Consider the following 23,714-nt stretch of genomic DNA (forward strand, 5'->3'; position numbering starts at 1 on the left):
ATGGCCGGGCCATCTTGCTCTGCACTATACGGTGTCAGCCCGGATTTCCTTGTAGCACGATCTTGTCGTAAAGCGGCTCCCACTTGGAGGCGTTGTCGAGCTTGTCCGCCGGATCGGCGATCTTCAGCTCGATGGATTCGAGCGGTGATTTCACCTTGGTCGACGTCGGAATATAGTTGAGCGAGGTCAGGATCGGTTGGCCCTGGCTGATCATGTAATCGGAAAAGAGCGCGGCGGCGTTCGGATGCGGAGCGGTCTTGACGACACCGATGCCGTTAGCGCGGGCGATTGCCGGCTCCAGTGCAAACCAGTCGATCGGGGCGCCATCGCTCTTTGCCTGCACCGGCATGTAGTTGTAGAGCGTCAGACCGAGCGGCACTTCGCCGGCGACGACCAGATTGTTCAGCAACGAATGCCCCTTACGGACGGAAAGGCCGTTGGTCTTCACCAGATCGCGGAAGTACTGCAGCCCCTTGTCCTCGCCCATCGTCTCGACGACCGACGTGAACCAGTCGATGTCCTCGGCTTCGAAGCCGAGTTTGCCCTTCCATTTGGGGTCGAGCAGATCCGCATAGGTTTTGGGCAGATCCTCCTTCTTCACTTTGTCCGTGTTATAGGCCTGAACCCATACGGAAAGCAGGGTGCTGACCCACTCCTTGTGCTCGGGCACCGCGCCCTTGAGCAGATCGGCGTAATACGGCGACTCCGTCTTCTGCAGGAGGCCTTCCCGGTGAAGCGCCTCCATCTCGGGCGCGCTGATGTGGATGCTGTCGACGGTTGCGCGCCCCGCCTTCTGTTCCTGCACGACGCGCTGAAGAACGTCATCGCCGCTCGCGCGCCAAGTGGTGACCTTGATGCCGTATTTGTCCTCGAACGGCTTGATCAGCGGCTCGAGGTCGTTCTGAGCAATCGACGTATAGAGCGTCAGCTCGCCTTCGGCCTTGGCGGCCGCCTCCAGCTTCGCCTCGCGGTCGGGGGCCGTCGACGTCAGCAGCGAGTCGTCGGCCTGTGATGGTATGGCGAAACTTGCGGCCAGCAGCGAAGACGCGGTCGCAAGCATGAAAAGACGCCTCTGCAATTTCATTCTGTTCTCCTCTTCTTTCTTCTTTGAACCCGCCTTCACTCCATTGCAGGCGGGTTTGTCGTGATTGACCGTCTCCAAACAGGTCATCGACCGCACGAATGGCCGAGGCTGCGATCAGTTGTGGATCAGCGTGCAGTGCTCAGGATCGATATCGACGAAGATCCGATCTCCGATCGGCGTGCGCAGCGAAGGATGGGCGCGGGCGAGCAGCAGGGTGCCGCCCAGATCGATCTGGAAGTCGATGAACTCGCCGAGGAACAGCTTGGTGCTCACGGTGCCTTCCAGCAGACGGTCCGAGGGGACGCTGTTGTCCGCGGTTTCGAGAAGGCGCACGTTTTCGGGGCGGATCGATACCGTGATCTTGTCGCCGGGCTGCAGGCCCTCATTGCCGGCCATCCGGATCGTGCCGATTTCGCTGTCGATCACCCATTCGTTGCTGCGCGTGTCACGGCTTTTGACCGTCGCCTGCAGGAAGCTCGTCGTGCCGACGAAATCGGCCACGAAGCGGGAGGCAGGCTTTTCGTAGATATCCCGCGGCGTTCCCAGCTGGACGATCCGGCCGTTCTGCATCAATGCGATCTGATGAGAGAGCGCGAGCGCCTCCTGCTGGTCGTGGGTGACGTAGATCGTCGTTATGTTCAGCTCGCGCTGCAGGCGCTTGAGCTCGAACCGCATCTTCTCGCGCAGCTTCGCATCGAGGTTGGAAAGCGGCTCGTCGAGCAGCAGCAGCTTCGGCTCCATTACCAGCGCCCGCGCCAGTGCCAGTCGTTGCTGCTGGCCGCCGGAGAGCTTGGTCGCCTCGCGCTCTGCGAAATTTTCGAGCGCCACGACGGAGAGGACGCGGTTCACCTTGTCCTCGATCTGCTGCTTCGTGAAACGCTTGCGGCTGACGCGGAGAGGAAAGGCCGCATTCTCGAAAACACTCATATGTGGCCAGATGGCGTAGCTCTGGAACACCATGCCGAAATTGCGCTGGTTCGGCGCAACAAAGACGTTGCTGCTGGAGGAGAAGACCACCGTATTGTTGACCGAGATTATTCCCGTCTTGGGCCGCTCGAGACCTGCGATCGACCGCAGCGTCGTAGTCTTTCCGCAGCCGCTCGGTCCCAGCAGCGTGAAGAGCTTGCCCTCCGGGATCTCGAAGCCGACATCCTGTGCGGCCTTGACGACGTTCCCCTTCTTGTCGGGATATTCGGTGTAAAGCTCCCTGACGGAAAGCATGACGGTTTTCTCCTCATTGCGGGATTGCAGAGACGACATCCACACCCGCCGATCGGGATGTCCGGCCAAAAGCAACTGATCTCCCGCAGCGGCGATCCGCTGCGGGAGCGAGTATTCACTTCTTCTGAAGAACGATCTGATCGAAGAGGTCCTGCCACTTCTTGCCTTCGTCGAGCACGATCTTGGAATCGATCACATCCAGGCGGACACCTTCGGGCAGCGGGAAAAGCGCAACGTTCGTGGGCGTGAAACCTCGCTTGGCGAGGATCGCTTGCGCATCGGTCAATTCGAACTCATAGAAAAGCAGGGCCGCATTCGGATGAGTTGCATGACTCGAAATGCCGATGCCGTTCACGCGGGACGGAATGGGCGATATGCCGAAGGAATCCACCGGCGCGCCGTCCTGCTTCAACTGCTCGGCCTTGTATTGGTAGACCGTCATCGACAGCGGCACTTCGCCCGATGCGACGAGATTGGTCAGCAACGTATGGCCGGAACGGACGGAAAGACCGTTCGTCTCGCTGAGCTTGCGGAAGAAGTCGATCCCTTCCTGCTCGGAGGGAAACCGTTTGATGACGGCCGCCATCCAGTCGGAATCCGAGGCCTCGACGCCGAGCTTGCCCTTCCACTGCGGATCGAGGAAATCGGTCCACTTCTTGGGCGCGGAAGCAGCGTCGACGAGGTTGGTGTTAAAGGCCGACGTAATCACGTTCAGGCGCGTGCCGACCCAACCGTGATGTGGGGACACGGCCTCCGGCAGCATCTGCTTGAAGGTCGGCGAAGAAATGGGCTGCAGGACGTTTTCGCGCGTCAGCGCTTCGAGCTCCGGACCGTTCGTCTCGAAAACGTCGGCGGTGTAGCGGCCGGCCTTGGTTTCGGTCACGCCACGCTGAAGCACGTCTTCAGAGCTGCCACGCCATATCTCGACCTTGATACCGTATTTTGCGGTGAAAGCATCCGTCAGCGCGGTCATGTCGTCGACTGGTGCGGAAGTGTAGACCGTAAGCGTACCTTCCTGCTTGGCGCCGGCAACCAGTTTCTCCATACGATCCGCCCCTTCATACTTGGCGAGATCGGCAATGGTCGACTGGGCAAAGGACGGCGCCGCGGCGAGCAGCGAGCCGGCCGCTACGGCGGCCATTCCAAGGCAGTGGAGCCAGGCGGACCGGCCGCCCTTGCTCCGGGTTGAATCCATGCTCATTTCTTTCCTCCTCCATTGTGGCCGGGACAGCAGCCGGCTCTCTGATGTTTTTGGCTGTCTATTTCGACGGCAGGTCCGCAAGTTCCGCCTCGTAGGCGGCATCCATGCGGGGGGTCAGGCCGTTCTTGGCCAGCGCGTCGGCGAATGTCGTTCGCACAATCGAGCTCTCGTCGGCATAGTCGATCTGGTCGCCCCCGAGGCGCCGGCTGATCCAGGCTTTCGGCACACCCTGCGCATTTCGGATCGAGACGACCTCATGCTTGAAGGCGAGGTAGCGGGCGGGCGTCGTACCGGTGTTGAAGTGCTGGTGGAACCACATGTTCGGCGGCACGATCAGCGTCCCGACTTCCCAGTCGTAGCGCTTGGGCTCCTCGCCTTCCGGCCACATCAGCGAATAACCTTCGCCGCTCAGGATGATGACGTAGGCGCCCGGCCCGTGGGCATGTCCCTTCTTGTAGGTGCCGACCGGGAACTGCGAGATATGGCTGTTCATCGAGCCCTTCGCCATGTTGAAGCGGATATGGCCGCCGCCCGCACCGCGCTCCTTGGCACTGATCAAAGGCAGGCTGACGGCGTCCGCGACGAAGTTTGTCTGAAGCAGAAGGCCCTTCTGCTCGCCCTTGTTGCTGAAGTAATCGGGCTCACCGGCAAAACGGTTCGGGAAGTCGTGCTTGCTATTGAAAACGAAATCGAGATCTTCGTAGAGATTGATGATCGGCGGCGCGTTAGTGACGCCGATGTAACGCGCCGGCTGCTGGCCGGACCCGTTGAAATGCTGGTGCCAGGTATTGAGCGGGATGGCGAAGAGCGATCCGGCCTGCCACTCGAAGGTGATCCTCTGGCCGGCGTCGTTCCAGACCGTCGTCGAGCCGCGCCCCTCGAGCACGAGGACCATTTCCTCGTAGAGCTGGCGATGAGGCGCAAGCTTCCCGCCTGCGGGAATTTCCATGACGTAGCTGTCATTGGACGTGCGGGAGGCGTCGTGGTTGACGAACACGGCATTGCCGCCCCGCCGCGCCCAGGGCTTCAGAGGCACGGTCCTCAGATTGCGCACGTAAAGGGCGGGGATGATGTCCAGCCCCTCGTCCCGAATCCAGCGTGTGTAAGGCGTTTCCTTCTCGGTCGCGAATTTCTTCGCCAAATCTTCCGAAACGAGTGCGTCTTTCGCCATTGGGGCTTCCTTTCAATGCGTTAGTTAAATGAAATGGCTCAGCTCTCGCTGACGCCGAAACGGCGGCCGACGAGCTGTGCGATGATGACGATTACAAAGAGTGCGGCGATCAGCATGACGCCGAAGGCCGAGAGTTCGACATATTGGCCGTTCTGCCAGAGCTCCCAGATCACGATCGAGACGACTTCCGAACCGGAGCTGTAGAGAAGCACGGAACTGGACAATTCGCGGACGGAAACGACGACCACGTAGATCCAGCCGGCGAGCAGGCCGGGTTTCAGGAGCGGCAGCAGGATGCGCCAGAAGGTGGTGAGCCAACCAGCTCCGCTCATCGCCGCGGATTCCTCGAGCTCCTTATGAATCTGCAGCATCGAGGTCATGTTGTAGCGCATGCCATAAGGCATGAAGCGCGTGACGTAGGCGATCAGCATGATCCAGAGCGTGCCGTAGATGCCGATGTCGAGGTAGAGGTAGCAGATCATCACCGACAGGCCGAGGACGAGGCCTGGGAAGACCATCGGCAGCGAGGCGAGATTGTCGAGCAGCCAGCGGCCGGGCAGCTTGGTGCGCACGACGATCCAGCAGATCACCGAGGTCATCAGCATGACCAGCGCCGCCGATCCCAGCGACAGGATGAGGCTGTTGATGACGGCGCGGTCGACCGTCGGGTAATTGATCATCTTGATATAGGCGGCGAAGGAAATGTTCTTCAGCGCCGCATAACTCGGCACGCTGTAGTATTTCTGCAGCGACGACCAGAGCAGCACGAGGAACGGCAGCACGACGACCAATAGGGTGTAGAAGACCAGGACGATGGCGGCCGGAACGCGCCAGACGCCGAGATCCATCGGCCGCGGGCGAAAGCCCTTGCCCGTCACCGTCGAATAGCGGCTGCCGCGGGCAACCAGCCGGGACTGGAAATAGATGCCGAAGGAGGCGATCGCCAGCAGCGTGATGGCATAGGCAGAAGCGAGGCCGACATTGCTCGGGTATTCGTGGATCGCCTTGTAGATCGACGAGGTGAAGACCTGGATACCGACAGGCAATCCTAGAAGCGCCGGCACTTCGAAGGATTCAAGCGAGCGGACGAACAGGATCAGGAACGAGCCCAGAACCGCCGGCCAGGCCAGCTTGAAGGTGATCCGCATCGCAATCTGCGGGATGGAGGCCCCGCTCATCATCGCCGACTCTTCCAGCGACGGATCCATGGCGCGGAAGGCGGCCGACATCAGCAGGAAGGCGACCGGGGAGTAGTGCAGGCCGTCGACCCAGATCATTCCGCCCATGCTGTAGACGTCGAAAATCGGGTCCTGAATGCCGAAAATGTTGCGCGCGAGCAGGTTGAAGATGCCGATCTTCGGGCTCGCCAGCATGATCCAGGCGACCGTGAAGAGGATGCCTGGGATAACGAGCGGCACAATCGCCGCCGCGTAGAAGAGCATTTTGAACGGCGTGTTGGTCCGCTCATTCAGCCAGGCCAGAAAGCCGCCCACGACGAGCGCGAGAGTGGCAGTGCCGAAAGCGAAGACGACCGAGTTGACGAAGAGGCTGAAAGTCTCGGGATTGGTGTAGGCCTCGATATAATTGCCGAAGGTCGCAACGGCAGGCGACGCTGCGGTGCCAGGCGTCAAGAAGCTCTGCCAGACCAGAAAAACAAGCGGCACGAGCGCCAGCCAGGCAACGGCCGCCACGACAATACCGATGACAATCCATTTGGCATCGAAGCGTGGAGTTCTCAGCGAAGCCGACTGCCCCGCATACTCCTGTTCGATCGTCATTCACATCCTCCCGATTATTTCTGCCTAGTGGAACCCGCCCCCCGGCTGCGGCTTACCGTTGACGTAGACCGCTTTTTTCCGTGGCGACGCCATGCGAATGCGCCTCGCCGCCATGATGGTGATGGTGGTGACCATGGTCGTGATCATGACCATGATGATGATGGTCATGGTCATGGTCATGACGATGCCCGCCGGTGGCGGAGCCGCTTTCACTCCATTCGCGGTGATGAATGCGCTGCGGCCGGTCGACCGTCGCTTCCGCCTCGCTGAAAACCAGGGACTTTACAGTCACCGGGACCGTTCGCGACGGCAGCCGGACACGCCCGAGGTCAAGGAAATCGAAATCGTGCAGCGACAGTCCATCGAGGACAAGGACGTCTTCTTCTACGCCAAGCTCCTCCTTGAGGATCGCACCGAGCGTCATCGCGACATCCCCATCGAGCATCACAAGGATGGGGCGATCGATGACTGCCGACTTCAGTGCTTCTGCGAGCGCCCGGATGCGGCCATATTCAGGTTCGCCGGCCCATTCAAAGGCCAGCGCAAACTCGACACCGCTGCTGTCTATGTCGAAAAGCTGCAGGTGGCGTGCAATTGCCGCGGCAACGGCCTGCGCATCGATTTCGCCCGAGAGATCGACGGGCGGGCGCAGCACCTGAAGATTGCGGCGCGGCAGCAGCCTGCCGGGATCGGAAATGAAGGACGTGCTGCCACTCAGCTGCACGCTGTATTCCGATGCGCCGAGCGCCGTGGCGCGGATGCACTCGCCTGCATCGAGCAGAGGCCAGGGCAGGACACCTTGATCGAGCCTCGCGCGCAAGGCTCTTCCGAGCCGGCGGCCGAGATCGCCGAAGTCGCGCTCTTCCCGCCCATAGAGATATTCGCCGACGCCGCCCGAGAAGATCAGGCCATCGATCTTGCCAAGCACCGGCAAGCGTTCGGTTAGGAAGAGATGCATGACCGACGGCTGAGGCTGCGGATCGGCAATCGCCGAGAGCAAGGTATCGGCCATGACGGCGGCGATATGATCGAGATCGGAGGATGAAACGGTGTCGCCCTCGCTCCAGTCGAAGCCCGCCTGGCGCGCGTGATGGCGGCCCGCGGGATCCAGCCGGACGATGCGATTGTTCTCGTCGACGACGATGAGGCGCCCGCCGACATGGACGGCCGCCGTGGCAACGACCTTACCGTGCTCGATCAGGCCGAGTTTTGCCGTGCCGCCGCCGATATCGACATTAAGGAGGCGCGTCTGGTCGTCATAGGATCGGCGGGCAGCGCCCGAACCATACGCTGCGAGCATCGACTCCATGTGATGACCGGCCGTGGCGCAGACGAACTGTCCGCCCTTGGACGCGAGAACCGCAGCGATGGCGCCGGCGTTCTCGCGGCGCAGAGCCTCGCCGGTCAGGATCACCGCACCCGTATCGATCTCATCCGGCGAGAGACCGGCGGCCGCATAGGCTTGGTCGATGATCTCCCCGAGCGCCCGCGCATCGATCAGTGTCTCGTTTTCATAGGGCGTGAACTGCACGGTCGACTGGAAAAGCGTGTCGCGCGCGACGATGATATAGCGGCTGGTAAGATCCTCGCCGCTGCGGCGCAGGTGAATGGCCGAGAAAATAACTTGCGTGCCGGAGGACCCGATATCGATCCCCACACTTTTCAGAAAGACGTTGTCCTGCAGCCAGATCGGATTGTCTTCGAGCGCTCCGATCGGGCCTAAATCATCATGGTCGTGATCGGAATCCGGCCCGTGCTCATGACTGAATGAATCCTCGTAACGATGGTCGTCCAGCGTATGGCTTTTCGTCTCACTCGTCATGCCACCTCCCTTTCCATCGCCGAAACCGACACAAACGCCGGCACACACGGCCTTTGCGGCCGTTGCTCGCGACAATCGATTCTTTAAATTGCGGCCCGCGGCCGCATCGGGCCGCAAAGCGCTTATCTCAAAGGCCACCGCATCTATCGAACGACCGCCTCACTGCGCTTCCTCCAAAGCGCATTCCCGGCCTTATTAAGTTTCGAGTGAAAGCGCGGACAGTCGCGCCTGCCATTTTCAGCGCCGCCGTTCCTGCCTGTCTATGAAGGCCTCGATGACAAAAGCCTATAGAGATGCTGAACGGCTGTCCAAGATCGTTCAGCAATGCAAGACATAACTTTTTTGCCGTAGCGATCAGGTCTGATCGCGTCCTTCGAGCCGAAGCCTGCGCAAGTTAGTGCGGGCGCAAGCGATGTCTATTTCGAGAGGCGAAACAATATGACCTGTCACCAAGTCACCTCTTTGGCCATTGCATAAAACTTATACCTTGCCACGCTTATCACTATTAGACACGCACCTCTGACCTTGTGACAATTGCCTCATGCCCAGGGAGACTGGGGCTAGAGGAGGAACATCATGTTTAGAGCCATATTGGGGCCGGCCGCTGCCGGCCTGCTGATCACTGCTGCCTGTTCACCGGCGCTTGCCGATTCTGGCGCGGATTTTTTCAAGGGCAAAACTGTCAATTATATCGTCGCGACTGGCCCCGGCGGCGGCTTCGACAGCTATGGCCGTCTCGTGGCCGAATACATGCAGAAGTACTTACCCGGCACCACCTTCGTCGTCCAGAACATGCCGGGCGCGGGGCATATGCTCGGCGCCAACTATATCGCCGGCTCGAAGCCGGACGGCCTGACGATCGGCACCTTCAATACTGGTCTCGTCTACAGCCAGCTCGCCGGCGTCAGCGGCGCCCGCTTCGACCTCGGCAAGATGTCCTGGATCGGCAAGGCAGCTTCCGATCCGCGCGCGATCATCGTTTCCAAAGATTCGGGTATCACCGATATCAAGAGCTTCATGACGGGCAGCAGCAAGGTGAAGTTCGCAGCCGCCGGCGTCGGCAGCGGTTCCTATGTGGAGACGCTAATGCTGGCGCAAGCAGCCGGGCTGCCGGTGGATATCGTCAGCGGCTATAATGGCAACGAGGACGAGCTCGCCATGATGCGTGGCGAGATCCAGGGCGTCGTCGCCTTCCGTTCCAGCTATGAGGACTTCGTCAAGGAAGGGCGCGGCAAGTTCATCGCTCAGATCGGCGGCTCCAGCAAGGATCTGCCGCAGCTTGCCGATCTCACCACATCCGAACAGGCCAAACAGGTGATTGCGCTGATTGCCTCCCAGGGCACGATTGCGCGGCTGACCGTCGGGCCGGAAGGCATTCCGGAAGATCGGTTGGCCGCGCTCCGCGATGCCTACAAAAAGGCCGTCGCCGATCCGGAATTCGTTGCCAAGGCAAACAAAATGGGCCTTCCTGTCGATGCCATGGTTGGCGACGATGTCAGCAATGCCATCAAGGCGGCGCTCAACCAGTCGCCGGATACGGTGGCGCTGATCAAGCAATCGCTATCCAAGAGCCAGTGAGAGGCTGTCCCCCCTGCCCGACAACTGCGGCGGCAGACATGCCGCCGCCTTTCTCGCCGGATTCCCGACCGAATGATTTAAAGGCATATTGGAGAAAAGCATGAGTTTCAGCAGCTGGCGCGGTACGATCGGATGCATCAAACCAACGATGCGTCCCGGCTCACTCGAGGAGCTTATCCGGATCCTGCCCGAGGGGATCGGTGTCATTCCCCTGTTTCTCGACATTAAGAAAGGGGCGAAGGACGAACTCGACCGGGCCGTGCAGGGCTACGAGCCGCTGATCGCCCGGCTGGTGGAAGAGAAGGTCGACCTGATCCATCCGGAGGGCGCGCCTCCCTTTATGCTGCTCGGGCACAAGGGAGAGGCGGAGCTGATCGCCGGCTGGGAGAAGACCTACAACACGCAGATCTTTACCTCCGGGACCAATCATATCCGGGCGCTGAACGCGCTCGGTATCAAGCGATTCGTCGGCGCCTCCTATTTCGGCGGCAAGATCAACGAGGTCTTTGCGCGCTACTTCACCGATGCCGGTTTCGACGTGCTGGCGATGGAGGGCATCGACGTGCCCTTCACCGAGGTCGGGGCACTCTCGCCGGAGACCGTCTATGCCCATATCAAACGCATCTTCCTACCCCATAAGGGAAAAGCCGAGGGTATCTACCTGCTCGGCTCGGGTTGGCGGGTCCTCCCGATCATCGACATGCTCGAACAGGATCTTGGCGTGCCGGTGCTGCATCCCGTGCCGGCGCGCTGCTGGGAAATCCAGCACCGGCTTTCGATCCGCCAGCCCGTGCGCGGCTATGGAAAACTTCTGGCCGAGATGCTGCCCGGATGAACCCGGGCTGCAGCAAGCGTCTTACCCTGTCTTCGGAAAGGGTTGGCGGAGGGACCATTCGCTTGAAGCAGATTGAATCTTGCCCGGGTCCGCGGAAGACCCCGTCACGGCTGGGAGGGCTGCGGCGTAGGACTTCATAAATTGATCGATTTTGGAGGAGGAAAACATGAATCTCATCGTTGATAGGCTCGCCGCCGCGGGCGTCGCCCTCGTCCTTCTGGCGGCGCCTGTCGCTGCGCAGGAGGGGGCGGAATTCTTCGACGGCAAGACCGTCAACTATATCGTCACCATCGGTCCGGGCGGTGGCTTCGACACCTATGGGCGGCTTGTGGCGCAATACATGCAAAAATATCTGCCCGGCTCCACCTTTGTCGTCCGCAACATGCCCGGCGCCGGCCATGTCCTCGGCACCAATTTCATCGCCGCCTCGGAGCCGAACGGATTGACCTTCGGGACGTTCAACACCGGCCTCATCTACAGCCAGCTCGCCGGCGTTTCCGGCGTCCGTTTCGATCTGGGCAACATGAGCTGGATCGGCAAGGCGGCGTCCGATCCTCGCGTCGTGGTCGTCTCCACCAAATCCGGCATCGACAGCATCGAGGAACTGATGGCTGGGAAAGGCGAGATCAAATTCGCCGCCGATGGGGTCGGTAGCGGCTCCTATGTCGAAACCATCATGCTGCAACAGGCCGTCGGCCTGCCGGTCAAGATCATCAGCGGCTATAACGGCAACGAGGCTCAGCTCGGCATGATCCGCGGCGAAATCCAGGGCGTCGTCGCCTTCCGCTCAAGCTACGAGCAGTTCGTCAGCGAGGGTAACGGCAAGTTCCTGGCTCAGATCGGCGGCAACGACACGACGCTGCCCCAGATGGCCGATTTCGCCTCCACCGACGAGGCGAAGCAGGTTATCGCGCTGATCGCCTCTCAAGGCACCATCGCCCGCCTGACCGCCGGCCCCGCCGGTATGCCGGACGAGCGGCTGGCTACTCTTCGCGAGGCGTACCGCAGAGCGATTACCGATCCGGAGCTCATCGCCAAGGCCGACGGCCTCGGCTTGCCGGTCGATGCGATGATCGGCGAGGATGTCGCCACTGCGATCAAATCGGCGCTCACCCAATCGCCCGAAACCGTCGCGCTCATCAAGCAGTCGCTGTCTTCGGGGCAATAGGAGGTGCCTTGAGCCCTTGTCGCCGGCCGACATGCTGCCGGGCTGAAGCGGTGTCCGACAATTCACAATTCCGAAAGCAGAAAGGACCTGGATCATATGGACCAGAAAAAAGACCGGGAGGAGACACCCGGAATCTCCCACAATTCCAAACACCTGACCCGCGATGAGAAGATCGCGGGGCTCTATCAATCAAAGAAAGACCGCGTCTTCGTTCGTCCTATCCAAGGCGCCTACAACCTAAAGGAAGAGCTGGATCGTTTACGCTCGGTCCCGCGTGTCAAGAAGGCGAAAGAAACGGCCTTCGTCGACGGGCCGCAGGCCTTCACCCGCCACTATGTCGAGCCGAAGGACGGGATCACCCAGACCTTCCACCTGCACCTGGAAGAATACGCGCCCGGCGCCGCGTCGCAGAAGCATGCGCATGTCAACGAGGCCGCCTTCTACATTCTCGACGGCACCGGCTACGAAATCCATGACGGCGTTCGTTACGACTGGGAAGCCGGCGACGTCGTTATCGTTCACAACAACTGCGTCCACCAGCACTTCAACGCCAGCAAGGAACGGCCGGCGCGCGCCATCGTGATCAAGACCAAGCCGATGTACATGTTCCTCAACATGCTCTTCCAGAAGACGGTTATCGACCGCTCCGTCGACGACACGGAGGAAAGTTTTGGCTTTGAGGTACGCGAAGCGGAAGAAGATCTGAACCATCCGAAGGGAGGCTATTGATATGGCTTGGGATGAAACCTCCGTATGGCTGAACGGCGCGGCCAATGAGCGCCTCTATCAGCGTTTGCTCGACGATGCGCAGGACGCACCCTCGCGCAATTCCCGCCGCAAGAAAATCCTGAAGCCGGGCGAACTGCCATGGGAAATGTCCCGCCAGGGGCTTTTGAAGCACCTGATCAACGAGAACATGAATACCCGCATGGAGACCGTTGACGCCTATATGCAGATCATTCCGCCGGGCTCCCGCTCCGGCCGGCATCGGCACCTCGCCGAGGAGTGTATCTACGTCATCGAGGGCAAGGGTTACGATATCCATCAGGACTGCGATGTGGAGGTCGTGGATGCCTTCGAATGGGTGCCGCAGGAAGAAAAGAAGCGTTATGAATGGGAAGCCGGCGATGTGATCTACATCCCGCCGAACACCATTCATCAGCACTTCAATCTCGATCCGGATCGTCCCGCCCGACTGATCGCGGCAACCAACCGCATCTTCAAGCAGATCGGTCTCAATACGCTCGACCAGCTCGATGATGCGCCGGAATATGATCCGCGTGTCGTCTTGACCGATGAGATCATCAGGGACTACGTCCGGGGTAACCGGCGCTGAGCGATCACCCTCGGCGCCGATGACGGAGTATTGCTCGTGGCGGACAGACCTCACTCGATCAACGACCACGCCCTCGGTGCCGATTACGACCACGATCATGGTTCCGGTATGGTCGACCACGACCATGATCACGACTTTCCCGAAGAGTCCGACATCCTGAAGCCGGTGACGTTCCTGAGCGCCGGCATCGATATCGGCTCTTCAAGCACGCAGGTCGCCTTCTCCAGGCTGTCGATGGCGTACACCGGTACGGATAGCCCGGGTTATCGGCGCGAGACGCTTTTCCTCTCCCCCATCGCGCCGACGCCATTCGACGAAAACGGCTTGATCGACGAGAGCCGGCTCTTCGCCATCCTCGGCAATGCATTCGAGGCTGCGGAACTAACGCCTGACGATATCGAGACAGGTGTCGTCATTCTGACTGGCGAGGCGGCCTTGCGGCGCAATGCCGATGCGATCGCCGGCCTCGTCTCCGAAACGGTCGGCGAACTCGTCTGCGCGGCGGCCGGCGATCATATGGAGGCAAGGCTCTCCGCCCATGGTTCCGGCGCGGTCGAGTGCTCGCGGCAGGAGGGCGGGCGGCGCATCCTCCTGGTCGATATCGGCGGCGCTACCACGAAGCTCGCGGTCGTGGAAAACGGATGCATCGTCGAAACCGCCGCGCTTGCTGCCGGCGGACGCCTTGCCGTCATCGACAAAGAAAACCGCATCCGCCGCCTCGACGCGGCCGGCGCTGCCTACGCCCGTCGCGCCGGTTTTGATTGGGAGGTCGGCGGCGTGATCGATCCCGCCGTGCGCCGCGCCGTCGCGTCCACGATGGCAGATACGATCCTCGACGCCATCACCGGGCGCATGTCGGAAACGCTCCAGCAAACCTTGCTGACTGCGCCTTTGCGGCAGGCTGCCGTCGATGGTGTCATGTTTGCCGGTGGAGTTGGGGAATATGTGTACGACAGGGAGAAACGCGATTTCAGCGATCTCGGCCGCACACTCGGAACCACACTGCGGGAGCGCATCCATACGGGGCTCTTGCCCTACCCTCTGCTTCCGCCCGGTGAATGCATCCGCGCTACCGTGCTTGGCGCTTCCGAGCATAGCGTCAGGCTGAGCGGCGACACGATTTTCATCTCGTCGCCGGCAACGCTTCTGCCTCGCCGCAACCTCCAGGTCTTCCGCCCGCTTATCCACCTCGAAGCCGATACGCTTGTCGCGTCCGAAATCGGTACGTCGATCGAAGGGCATGTCGCCGCCTTCGATATCGATCCATCCCGCCCCATCGCAATCTCGCTCGGGTTCGGCGGGATGCCCGCCTATCCTCGGCTGAGGGCGTTGGCAGAAGGGATTACCTCTGGCCTGGCAGCCCAGATTTCCCGTAACGTGCCGCTTTATATCCTCGTTTCAGGCGATATCGCCCGCAGCCTCGGCGCCATCCTCAAGGAGGAATTGCAGGTTGCAAGCGAAGTGATGGTGCTTGACGGCATCGAAGCAAGCGACTTCGATTTTGTCGACGTCGGTCGCGTCCGGCTGCCATCCTTCACGGTGCCGGTGACGATCAAGACACTGCTTTTCGGTACGCGATAGAATGAGGCGGGAGGTGCCGCGGCCCTCCCGCCTCGCAAGCTCAGCGCTCGGCAGTGACGATCTGCTCGTAGAGATCGCTCCATTTCTTGCCCTGGTCGAGCAGGAAGGCGGGGCTGATAATCTTGATCTTCGTATCCGCCGGCAGCGGAACACGCTTGATATTGGTCGTCGTCACATTGCGCTTGGCAAGCACCTGCTGTCCCTCGCTGATCATGTATTCATGGAACAGGATGGCCGCATTGGGATGCGGCGCGTATTTCGAGACGGCAACACCGTTGAGCCGCGCCGGGATCGCTCCGATGGTAAAGAGATCAAGCGGAGCACCGTCACTCTTTACCTGCTTGGCGGTGAAGTCGAAGACGGTAAAGGCGAGCGGAACTTCGCCGGACGCAGTGAGATTGGTGAGCAGCGTATGACCCTTGCGCACCGAAACGCCGTTGGTGGCCATAAGCTTCTTGAAGAAATCGATGCCCTGCTCTTCTGTCGGAAATTCCTGGGCAATGGCGGAGAACCAATCGTAATCCTCGTATTCGATGGCCAGCTTTCCCTTCCATTGCGGATCGAGGAAGCCATCCCAGGATTTCGGCAGCTGGCTCTTTTGCACTAGGTTTGTGTTGTAGACGCCGACGACGAGGTTCATGCGCGAGCCGACCCACATATGGTGCGCAGGAACGGCATCGGGCAGGATCTCCGGCAGCGTCGGCGAATTGATCGGCTCCAGCACGCCTTCGCGGGCCAGGGCTTCCAGCTCGCGGCCGCTGTTTTCGAAGACATCGACGCTGTAGCGGCCGGCCTTGATCTCGGTCAGGCCGCGCTGAAGGACGTCTTCGGACGAGCCGCGCCATACCTCGACAGGAATGCCGTATTTGGCGGTAAAGGCATCGGTGACGGCCTTCATGTCATCGACCGTGAAGGAGGTATAGACGGTGAGCGCGCCTTCCTTTTTGGCCCCCGCCGCAAGTTTTTCGAGGCGGTCCGCCCCATCATATTTGGCAATGGCGTCGACCGAGGCCGATTGCGCGGATGCCGTGGCTGCGAGGCCGACGGCGGCAATCGCCGCAGCGGCGAAGCCAAGCACGGATTTGCGTAAACTGCGATGAATGTTCTGTCGCATATCTCTCTCCCTTTTTATGCGAACAACGTGTCTCTCCCTGGCCGAAGCCACTCGCGCGACACAGGCCGGCGGCGTCGATGAATGAGCGGTGACATGTCTTGTGATCGGCGGACCGCTCCTCTGCGGCCGGCCTCACATAAGCGCCCGCACATCATGCGCGGGCGCCTGGACCTTTTTTACTCTGAACCCGGCATCAAGGCCGAAACACCGCCGTCGACGAAGAGCGTCGTGCCGTCGATGAAGTCGGAATCCGGTGAGACCAGGAACAGGATGGCACGGGCCAGATCCTCCGGCACGCCGGGCCGATCGCGCAGGTTCACGACCGGGCGCGTCGGATCGAAGGTGTCCTTGCCGACCGGCGAGCCGATCTTGTTCGGCACCACGCAGTTGACGCGGATCTTGTGCTTGGCGAGCTGGACGGCAAGCGAGCGGCTGAGATTGGCGACACCCGCCTTCGCCGCTGTATAGGCGATCGCGCGAGGGCGGCCGTAGAAGCCGGAGGTCGAGCCGATATTGACGATCGCTCCGCCATGTCCCTGGGCGACCATCTGGGTCGCGACATATTTCGACATCAGGAAGGTGCCGGTCAGCGTCACCGCGATCACCCGATCCCATTCCTCCTTGGTGACGTCGAGAATATGCTTGTTGTCGCTGATGGCGACATTGTTCACCAGGATATCGACCTTGCCGAAGTGGGCAGTCACGTCGGCCACGAGTTTCGTGACATCGGCTTCCAGGGCAATATTGGCCGTGAAGACTTCTGCCGCGCCACCTTCTTCGCGGATTGCCCTCGCAACGCCGGATGCGAGATCGCTGTTGACGTCGACAAGCGCCACGGAAGCGCCGCTGGCCGCCAGCAGCTTCACCGTCGCCTCGCCGATATTGCGGCCGGCACCGGTAACAATGGCAACCTGACCTTCAAGCTTCTTTTCCAACTCTCGTCCTCCTTGATCCATACTCAGGCGAGCAGGCTCTGCATCTTCTCGCGGTTCATCGTTTTCATGAGCTGGTCGACAAGACCGTTCAGCGGCAGCGGTAGCTTGGCCGACTGGGCGAGGTCGAGGGCGACATCCAGATCCTTCTCCGCCCATTTGCCAGTGCTCTTGCCCCAACGCGACAGCGACCAATTGGCGCCGCTGGAATGGCTCAAGGCCGCAACCAGCGTCGGAACATCGGCCCCGAGCGCACGGGCGAGGCTAAGGGCCTCGTAATTGGCGCAGATGCAGGCCCAGAGCAGCATGTTGTTGGCCGTCTTGGCGATCTGGCCGGTGCCACTCGGGCCGATATGCAGAATGTTGCGGCCGAAGGCGGAAAGCACCGGCCGGGCCTTGTCCAGCCACTTCGCCTCGCCGCCGACGAAGACGGTGAGCGTGCCGTTGTCGGCCGCTTCCTGACCAAGCACGACTGGCGTGTCGAGCACCCCGATGTTGCGCTCCGCGGCCTGGCGTTCGAGCTCGCGGCAGGTTTCCGGGGCAATCGAACTGGCGATGCAGATCACGGATCCAGGCGCCATCGAGGCCAGGAGTCCGCCCGGACCAATGACGTCGACCACCTGCTTGTCGGTCTGCACCATGACGATGACGACATCCGAGCGGCTGCCGACGGCGGCGATATCACTGCCGACCGTGATGCCGATGTCGGTCGATTTCTTCACCGCGTCGGCAGAGACATCATAGCCGGTGATCGAGAAGTTCTTTTCCTTCAGGTGCCGGGCCATCTGATAGCCCATGGCGCCGAGGCCGATAACGCCGGCCGTAGGGTTCTTGGTTGCATTCACATCCATCTCTGTCATTCCTCCCAATCAGGCCGAAGCGGCCCGTTTTTCATTCAAGGCTCTGAGTGTTGCCGTCGCCTTCTCGTCGATGGCAAACCCTTCGGTGCCGACGACAATGGCGACGCCGTAGAATTCACGCGCTCTCTCCGGCGAGACGTAGCCTTCGCGGACGTCGGCAAGCACCATGCCGGCATCCCGCGTCAGCGGGTCGCCGTAGCCGCCGCCGCCGGGTGTCTCCAGTTCGAAGACATCGCCGGCCATCAGCGGGTAGTCGGCGCAGCGTGTCGGCAATCGCTTCCGGTCCTCGCGGTCCGGATTGACCTGGATATCCCCCGTGCGCCCCGGCAATCCGTCGGAATAACCTTCAGCCGGGATGACGTGCTTGGTCGAACGGATCGAGAAGCGCGCATCGGCCAGGTTCAGGTATTTCCGCCGGATGCCGAGGCCTCCCCGGAACTTGCCGGCGCCGCCGGAATCCTTGATCAGCTCGAAGGCGATGAGGCGGGTCGGGAATTCGCTCTCGATGATCTCGACGGGTGCGATCTTGGCATTGCTCTGGTTGACCGTCGTTCCCGACGCACCGTCGCGGCTTGCCCTTGCCCCGGCGCCGCCGCCGACGATCTCGTATTGCACATAGCCCTTGCCCGTATTGGTGCTGCGCCCGCCGAGGATGATCGAGCGGCTGCCGCAGCCATCCGCCCGCGAGCGCTCCGGCACGACATGGCCAAGGGCCGCGAAGATCGCATCGACGACCGCGTGTACCGTCGGGTTATAGGTGTTGACGGGTGCGGGATAGCGCGGGTTGACGACGCTCCCCGGCCGAGCCGTCACCGCGTAGGATTTCAGGATGCCGCTGGTGATGAAGATGTTCGGGTCGACCAGCGAGATCAAAGCATAGGCGCAGGCCGCTTGCAGAAGCGGCGGACGGATATTGGCCGGCCCGCGCGTCTGGTCCGCCGAGCCGCTGAAATCAAAATGCATCGCGTCACCGGTCTTTTCGACGCGCACATGGATGCGGACCGGTTTCGCAAGCTCGATGCCGTCGTCATCGACGAAGCGCTCGGCTTCGAAGGTGCCGTCCTTCCAGGTTTCGATCACCGCCCGCATACGACGCTCGGCGATATGGCCGAGCTCGTCGAAGGCAGCGAGGCATTTGTCGAGGCCGAATTTGCCAAACAGCGCCTCCATCCGGCGCTCGCCAAGGCGCGCCGAACCGAGCTGACCGCGGATATCGCCGAGCACCAAGGCCGGCGTGCGGCTGTTGGCGGCGATGATACGCTCGATGTCTCCCCACGGCTGGAAATTGCGCTGGTAACGCACCGGCGGCAGTTGGAGTCCTTCGTTGAAGACTTCGCGCGCCTGGCCCGAGCAACTACCCGGCACCGGACCGCCGATATCGCCCTTATGCGCTATGCTCGCGCAGAAGCCCGAGAGCGTGCCCTCGAAGAAAATCGGCGTGATGACGGCCATATCAGGTGCATGCGGACTGCCGCCCTCATAGGGGTCGTTGATGAGGAAGGCATCGCCCGGCGCAATGTCGTCGCCGAAGGCGCGCAGCACGGCTGCGGTGCAGGCGGGGAAGGCGCCGAGATGCAACGGCAGCACAACGTGCTGGGCAATGACGGCGGCATTGGCGTCGAGCAGTGCGCAAGAGGCATCCTGGGATTCGCGGATGATTGTGGAAAAGCCTGTGCGGAACAGTGAGTTCTGCATTTCCAAAACAATGCCGCCAAGGCTTGCCCGGATCACCTCCAGCTCGATTGCCGTCGGTTTTGCTGAAAGATCACGCTGCAGCATTCTTGGCTCCCGTAACTACCAGATTCTTGAATTGATCAACGCGGACCGTCTGCTCCGGCATCACCACGGTCGTGCAATCGAATTGCTCGATCACCGCGGGCCCGTCGAAGGTGATGCCGACATCGAGACGCTCGCGCTGATAGACGGCGCATTCGATATCGCGACCATCCATCCGTACCCGCCGGCGGCCGAGGAAGGCATCATCAGCCGTGCCGCCCTGAGGCTGGTATTGCTTGGCATTGACAGGCGGCACGAGCCCGACCGCCTTGACGCGGTAAGAGATGATCTCCACGGATTCGCCGGAGGCCTTGTGACCAAACATCAGTTCATGCTCGTCGTCGAAGCGCTTCCGCACTTCATCGAGTGCCGCGCGGCTGCCCACATCCTCGACAGCGACGGTCAGCTCGTAACCCTGGCCGGCATAACGCATGTCCAGGGCCCGGGTAATGCGGATCTGCGACGGGCCGAAGCCTTCCTCGCTGAGTTCCGCCAGCGCATCCGCCTCCATGTCCGCAAAGATCTCGCTCACCGTTTCCGGCGCAACCTTGTCGAGCTGGGCCAGACGGGAGCGGACATAGTCATGGGTGACATCGGACATGATGAGGCCCATGGCCGAGAAGACGCCGGCATGCAACGGCACGACGATGCCGGCCATACCGAGATCACGGGCGATGCGGCACGCATGGAGCGGGCCGGCGCCGCCGAACGGCAGCAGCATGAAATCGCGCAGGTCGTGACCGCGCATGGTGGAAATGGCCTTGATCGCCTCTTCCATCTTCACGTCGATGATCTTGATGATGCCTTCCGCGGCATCGCGGACATCCATGCCGAGCGGCGTGGCGACGGCGGTTTCCACGGCCTTTTGTGCTTTTGCCGTGTCGAGGCGCATCTGGCCGCCGAGAAAATTATCCTCTGAGAGATAGCCGAGCAGGAGATTGCAATCGGTGATCGTCGGCTTGGTGCCGCCGCGGCTGTAGCAGGCCGGGCCCGGCACGGCGCCGGCGCTTTCCGGCCCCACCTGCAGCACGCCGAAGCGATCGACCTCGGCAAGCGTGCCACCGCCGGCGCTGACGGTATTAATGTCCATCATCGGCATGGCGATGTCGCGGCCTTCGACCTTGCCGCGATTGCTGATGACGGGCGCGCCGCCCTTGATCAGCGCCACGTCGCAGGATGTGCCGCCCATGTCGAAGGTGACGATGTCGTTCCAGCCGGTGGAACGCGCCATGGCGACGCTTGCCGTCACGCCGCCGGCAGGGCCGGAGAGAACCGTCGTGACACCCTTCCTCGCCGTCGTCGCGAAAGTTGCCATGCCGCCATTCGACTGCATGATGAATTTCTGCGGCGTATCGACGCCGATCGAGGACAGCTTGTCGGCCAGCCGGGCAATATAGCGTGCCAGGATCGGCTGCAGATAAGCATTGACGACGGTCGTGCTCAGCCGGTGATACTCTCGGATCTGGGGCACGATCTCCGACGAGAGTGAAATTTCGCAGTCCGGGAGTTCCTGACGGATGATCTCGCGGACACGCTGCTCGTGTCGCGGCTGAAGGAAGGAGAACAGCAAGCAGACGGCAACCGACTCGATGCCCTCGTAGCGCAGGTCCCTCAATGTCTCGCGCAATGCGCCCTCGTCGAGATCCTGAAGCACGCTGCCATCGAAAATGACGCGCTCGGAAACCTCGCCGGTCGTAGACGGCAGCACGATCGGCGCGGGCCGCTCATACATTACGTCGAAGATGGCAGGACCATGCGGTCTTGCCTGCTCACCGACCTCGTAAATGCCGCGGAAGCCCTTGGTGACGAGCAGTCCTGTCTTGGCGCCCTTGCCTTCCAAAAGCGCATTGGTGCCCACTGTCGTGCCGTGGCAGAAATAGCTGATCTGCTCGGGTTTAACGCCCTTCTGCAACAGCAGCTCGATACCGGAAAGGATCGCCCGTGACGGGTCGTCCGGCGTCGAAGGAACCTTCGAAATCGATGTTTCGCCAGTCGCTTCATCCATATAGACGAAGTCGGAAAAGGTACCGCCCGTATCGACGGTGACCCGATAGCCCCCCATAGCTTTCTCCTCATGAATCAATAACTTGCGAGAGCATCGGCCCGATGCCGCGTCTCGTTTGTTGTTGAGGAGAAGGTAGTTAGATCGGGTCTTGGTGTCCAAGACCGTTGAAAGCGATGAGCTATTAGTTTTTTGCTATGGCCCTGCCCTAGCAATCGGCAAAGCGCGGATCGACGATCGTGGCGTAAGGCCGCGAGGCCAGCCAGATATGCTGCACAACCTCCTTAATGAAGGGACCGACTGCACTGTCTTCGAGCGGGGAATGTTCTTCGTTGCGCCGGATCATGAAAAGCGTGCGGCTGGGGACCGGCCGCTCGATGCGGCGGATGGCGAAGATGCCGCGGCTCACACCATCGGCCACCGTTCCATAGGGCAGGAAGCTGGCTCCGCCTTCGGCGATCCGGGCGCGGATGGCAGGAACTGACTGCATGTCGGAGCGGATCAGCGGATCCAGTTGCAGACGTTGCGCCATCTGCCGGACAAGGGGTACGATGCCCTTCTCGCCGGCGAAGAACAATTCCTCCTGCAGTGCATCGGCAAAGCTGATCGGCCCCTCCCCCTTGCTCTTCGCGGCCGAGGTAACGAAGAGCAACTCGTCTTCGATCACCGCATCGCGCACGAGGCCGGTGCGACCTTCAACGTCATAAGCGAAAGCGAGATCGAGCTCCGACCGTTCCACCGCCGCGATCAGCGCATAGCTGAGCTCCTCGACCAGCTTCACCGGCGTCGAGCCTAGCCGCTGTGATGCGGACAGCAGGATATCGGCGCCGACAAGACGCATATGGCTTGGTGTCAGACCGATGATGAAAGGCTTCGCTACCGCCTGACCGGCCACGCGCACGTCCTTCAGCGCCTGTTGGAGGAAGCGTTCCAATTCGTTGTAGCGGTCGTAAAGCAACTCGCCGGCCTTTGTCGGCTCGACGCCGCGCGAGTGCCGCTTGAAGAGACTGACACCGACGGCCAGCTCGAGATCACGGATCTGCAGGCTGATCGCCGTCTGCGCCAGACCCAAACGATGGGCAGCACCCGAAATGCTGCCCGTCTTGATGACCGTGGCGAAGTAGCGCAGCTGCCGAAGATTTATGGTCGTATCGTCCATCTCAATCTAACGAGTTCAGCCGTTTCCCGGCGGCGTGTCAAAAGCGGCGCGCTTGCCGATCAAAGCGCCATAAGGACCCATCCTCTCGACGAGCAAGCCCACCATCGAACCCAGAAACCCCATCAGCGCCTTTTCGTTGACGAAAGCGGATCGGCCGGCGGCGTTGGTCAGATACAGCGTCCGCTTGATCGACGGTTCGCGGATAGGACAGGCAACGACCAGGCCCTGGTTTACCTCTTCGGCCATCAGCCCGTAAGGTACCACGCTGGTAGCTGCGCCGCGCGCGACGAGTGCCTTGATCGCCGGCATGGACTGCACCTGGAAGGCGACGTTCATGTCGATGCCCAAGCGAGCGGCCTCATCATGCATCAGCCGCCAGACAATGTCGCGCTCACTGACAAGCGCAAGGTCGGTCCGTGCCGCCTCCTTGAAGGTAATAAAGTCTCGCTGCGGCTGCGTCTTGGCACTCGCGACGAAGAGCAGCTCCTCCTCGGCCACGGACGTCGTCACCAGTTCCTTGCGATGGTCGAGCTCATAGGCCAATGCCAGGTCGAGTTCACGACGCAGGAGTGCGTCGACGAGCACGAAGCTCAGTTCCTCGACGATGCGGAGCGATATCCTCGGGATTTTCAGCGGCGCAGTTTCGAGCAGGTCCGGCCCGATCAGCGCTTGGATGCTGGGCGTGATTCCGAGATTGATGGCCTCCCTTTTGCTCTCGCTGCGCGCCATCACCTCGCGGCGCGCTTCCTCCATCGCAGCAAGGATGGATAGGGCATGCCGATACAGCACCTCGCCTGACTCTGTCAGCGAGATGCCGCGCGAATGCCTCACGAAAAGCTGCACCCCGAGCGATTCCTCAAGCTGGCGGATCTGCTGCCCCAGCGCCGTCTGCGCGACGTTCAAACGTTCCGACGCCCGAGTAATGTTCCCGGTTTCAGCGACTTTGACGAAATAGCGAAGCTGCTTGATATTGATGGCGCGGCCCTCGACGACGCGGAAGATCAAGCCTATGGATAGTGGAACGGTCAAAGCTTGTATAGAGAAGCTTGAGCAAGTCGGGATGCTGCGCCTTTACCTTTCACCGAAAGCGGATCAG

Annotated in this window: 19 protein-coding genes; 6 read left to right on the forward strand and 13 right to left on the reverse strand. The window is 61.2% G+C overall.

What is annotated here, in order from left to right; translation table 11 throughout:
- Positions 1–34: 34 nt before the first annotated feature.
- The 6 genes from HGP14_RS27400 to HGP14_RS27425 form a co-directional block, all read right to left on the reverse strand.
- On the reverse strand, positions 35–1,084 hold the full coding sequence (locus HGP14_RS27400) for an ABC transporter substrate-binding protein (protein WP_205927366.1): 1,050 nt from the start codon (positions 1,082–1,084) through the stop codon (positions 35–37).
- Positions 1,085–1,198: 114 nt separating this feature from the next.
- Positions 1,199–2,305: an ABC transporter ATP-binding protein gene (locus HGP14_RS27405; RefSeq protein ID WP_168833021.1), complete on the reverse strand. Its 1,107-nt coding sequence runs from the start codon at positions 2,303–2,305 to the stop codon at positions 1,199–1,201.
- Between the two features lie 115 nt (positions 2,306–2,420).
- Positions 2,421–3,506 (reverse strand): ABC transporter substrate-binding protein, encoded by a 1,086-nt coding sequence (locus HGP14_RS27410; protein ID WP_246704606.1) that lies wholly within the window; start codon positions 3,504–3,506, stop codon positions 2,421–2,423.
- A 58-nt stretch (positions 3,507–3,564) separates the two neighbouring features.
- On the reverse strand, positions 3,565–4,677 hold the full coding sequence (locus HGP14_RS27415; RefSeq protein WP_168833022.1) for a cupin domain-containing protein: 1,113 nt from the start codon (positions 4,675–4,677) through the stop codon (positions 3,565–3,567).
- Positions 4,678–4,715: 38 nt separating this feature from the next.
- Positions 4,716–6,455 (reverse strand): ABC transporter permease, encoded by a 1,740-nt coding sequence (locus HGP14_RS27420; RefSeq protein ID WP_168833023.1) that lies wholly within the window; start codon positions 6,453–6,455, stop codon positions 4,716–4,718.
- 52 nt (positions 6,456–6,507) lie between these two features.
- Positions 6,508–8,277, reverse strand: a complete 1,770-nt coding sequence (locus tag HGP14_RS27425; protein WP_168833024.1) for an ethanolamine ammonia-lyase reactivating factor EutA — start codon at positions 8,275–8,277, stop codon at positions 6,508–6,510.
- A gap of 576 nt (positions 8,278–8,853) precedes the next feature.
- Here HGP14_RS27425 and HGP14_RS27430 point away from each other — a divergent pair.
- The 6 genes from HGP14_RS27430 to HGP14_RS27455 all read left to right on the forward strand — a co-directional run bounded on the left by HGP14_RS27430 (position 8,854) and on the right by HGP14_RS27455 (position 14,775).
- Positions 8,854–9,855, forward strand: a complete 1,002-nt coding sequence (locus HGP14_RS27430; RefSeq protein WP_168833025.1) for a Bug family tripartite tricarboxylate transporter substrate binding protein — start codon at positions 8,854–8,856, stop codon at positions 9,853–9,855.
- Between the two features lie 100 nt (positions 9,856–9,955).
- Positions 9,956–10,690 carry a hypothetical protein gene (locus HGP14_RS27435; RefSeq protein WP_168833026.1) on the forward strand — a complete coding sequence of 245 codons (735 nt, stop codon included), beginning with the start codon at positions 9,956–9,958 and terminating at the stop codon, positions 10,688–10,690.
- A 166-nt stretch (positions 10,691–10,856) separates the two neighbouring features.
- On the forward strand, positions 10,857–11,858 hold the full coding sequence (locus tag HGP14_RS27440) for a tripartite tricarboxylate transporter substrate binding protein (protein ID WP_168833027.1): 1,002 nt from the start codon (positions 10,857–10,859) through the stop codon (positions 11,856–11,858).
- 96 nt (positions 11,859–11,954) lie between these two features.
- Entirely contained in the window at positions 11,955–12,587 is a 633-nt protein-coding gene (locus HGP14_RS27445; RefSeq protein WP_168833028.1) for a cupin domain-containing protein, read from the forward strand.
- A 1-nt stretch (position 12,588) separates the two neighbouring features.
- Complete coding sequence (locus HGP14_RS27450; protein ID WP_168833029.1) at positions 12,589–13,194, forward strand: cupin domain-containing protein; 606 nt, start codon at positions 12,589–12,591, stop codon at positions 13,192–13,194.
- A 36-nt stretch (positions 13,195–13,230) separates the two neighbouring features.
- On the forward strand, positions 13,231–14,775 hold the full coding sequence (locus HGP14_RS27455; protein WP_168833030.1) for an ethanolamine ammonia-lyase reactivating factor EutA: 1,545 nt from the start codon (positions 13,231–13,233) through the stop codon (positions 14,773–14,775).
- Positions 14,776–14,815: 40 nt separating this feature from the next.
- Here HGP14_RS27455 and HGP14_RS27460 read toward each other — a convergent pair whose 3' ends face one another.
- From HGP14_RS27460 to HGP14_RS27490, 7 genes are all read right to left on the reverse strand, one after another.
- Positions 14,816–15,889, reverse strand: coding sequence for an ABC transporter substrate-binding protein (locus HGP14_RS27460; protein ID WP_168833031.1), 1,074 nt, complete (start codon positions 15,887–15,889; stop codon positions 14,816–14,818).
- 176 nt (positions 15,890–16,065) lie between these two features.
- Positions 16,066–16,824, reverse strand: coding sequence for an SDR family NAD(P)-dependent oxidoreductase (locus HGP14_RS27465; protein WP_205927367.1), 759 nt, complete (start codon positions 16,822–16,824; stop codon positions 16,066–16,068).
- 23 nt (positions 16,825–16,847) lie between these two features.
- Positions 16,848–17,672 carry an NAD(P)-dependent oxidoreductase gene (locus tag HGP14_RS27470; RefSeq protein WP_168833033.1) on the reverse strand — a complete coding sequence of 275 codons (825 nt, stop codon included), beginning with the start codon at positions 17,670–17,672 and terminating at the stop codon, positions 16,848–16,850.
- An 18-nt stretch (positions 17,673–17,690) separates the two neighbouring features.
- The gene (locus HGP14_RS27475) at positions 17,691–19,460 is read right to left on the reverse strand and encodes a hydantoinase B/oxoprolinase family protein (RefSeq protein ID WP_168833034.1); all 1,770 of its coding nucleotides are present in this window, start codon (positions 19,458–19,460) and stop codon (positions 17,691–17,693) included.
- Complete coding sequence (locus HGP14_RS27480; RefSeq protein ID WP_168833035.1) at positions 19,447–21,519, reverse strand: hydantoinase/oxoprolinase family protein; 2,073 nt, start codon at positions 21,517–21,519, stop codon at positions 19,447–19,449. The genes HGP14_RS27475 and HGP14_RS27480 overlap by 14 nt, the downstream gene beginning before the upstream one ends.
- 148 nt (positions 21,520–21,667) lie before the next feature.
- Positions 21,668–22,618 carry a LysR family transcriptional regulator gene (locus HGP14_RS27485; protein WP_168833036.1) on the reverse strand — a complete coding sequence of 317 codons (951 nt, stop codon included), beginning with the start codon at positions 22,616–22,618 and terminating at the stop codon, positions 21,668–21,670.
- A gap of 15 nt (positions 22,619–22,633) precedes the next feature.
- Positions 22,634–23,647: a LysR family transcriptional regulator gene (locus HGP14_RS27490; RefSeq protein WP_205927368.1), complete on the reverse strand. Its 1,014-nt coding sequence runs from the start codon at positions 23,645–23,647 to the stop codon at positions 22,634–22,636.
- Between the last annotated feature and the right edge of the window lie 67 nt (positions 23,648–23,714).

Source organism: Rhizobium sp. P32RR-XVIII (genome assembly GCF_012641395.1).
In the GTDB taxonomy this organism is placed as follows: domain Bacteria; phylum Pseudomonadota; class Alphaproteobacteria; order Rhizobiales; family Rhizobiaceae; genus Rhizobium.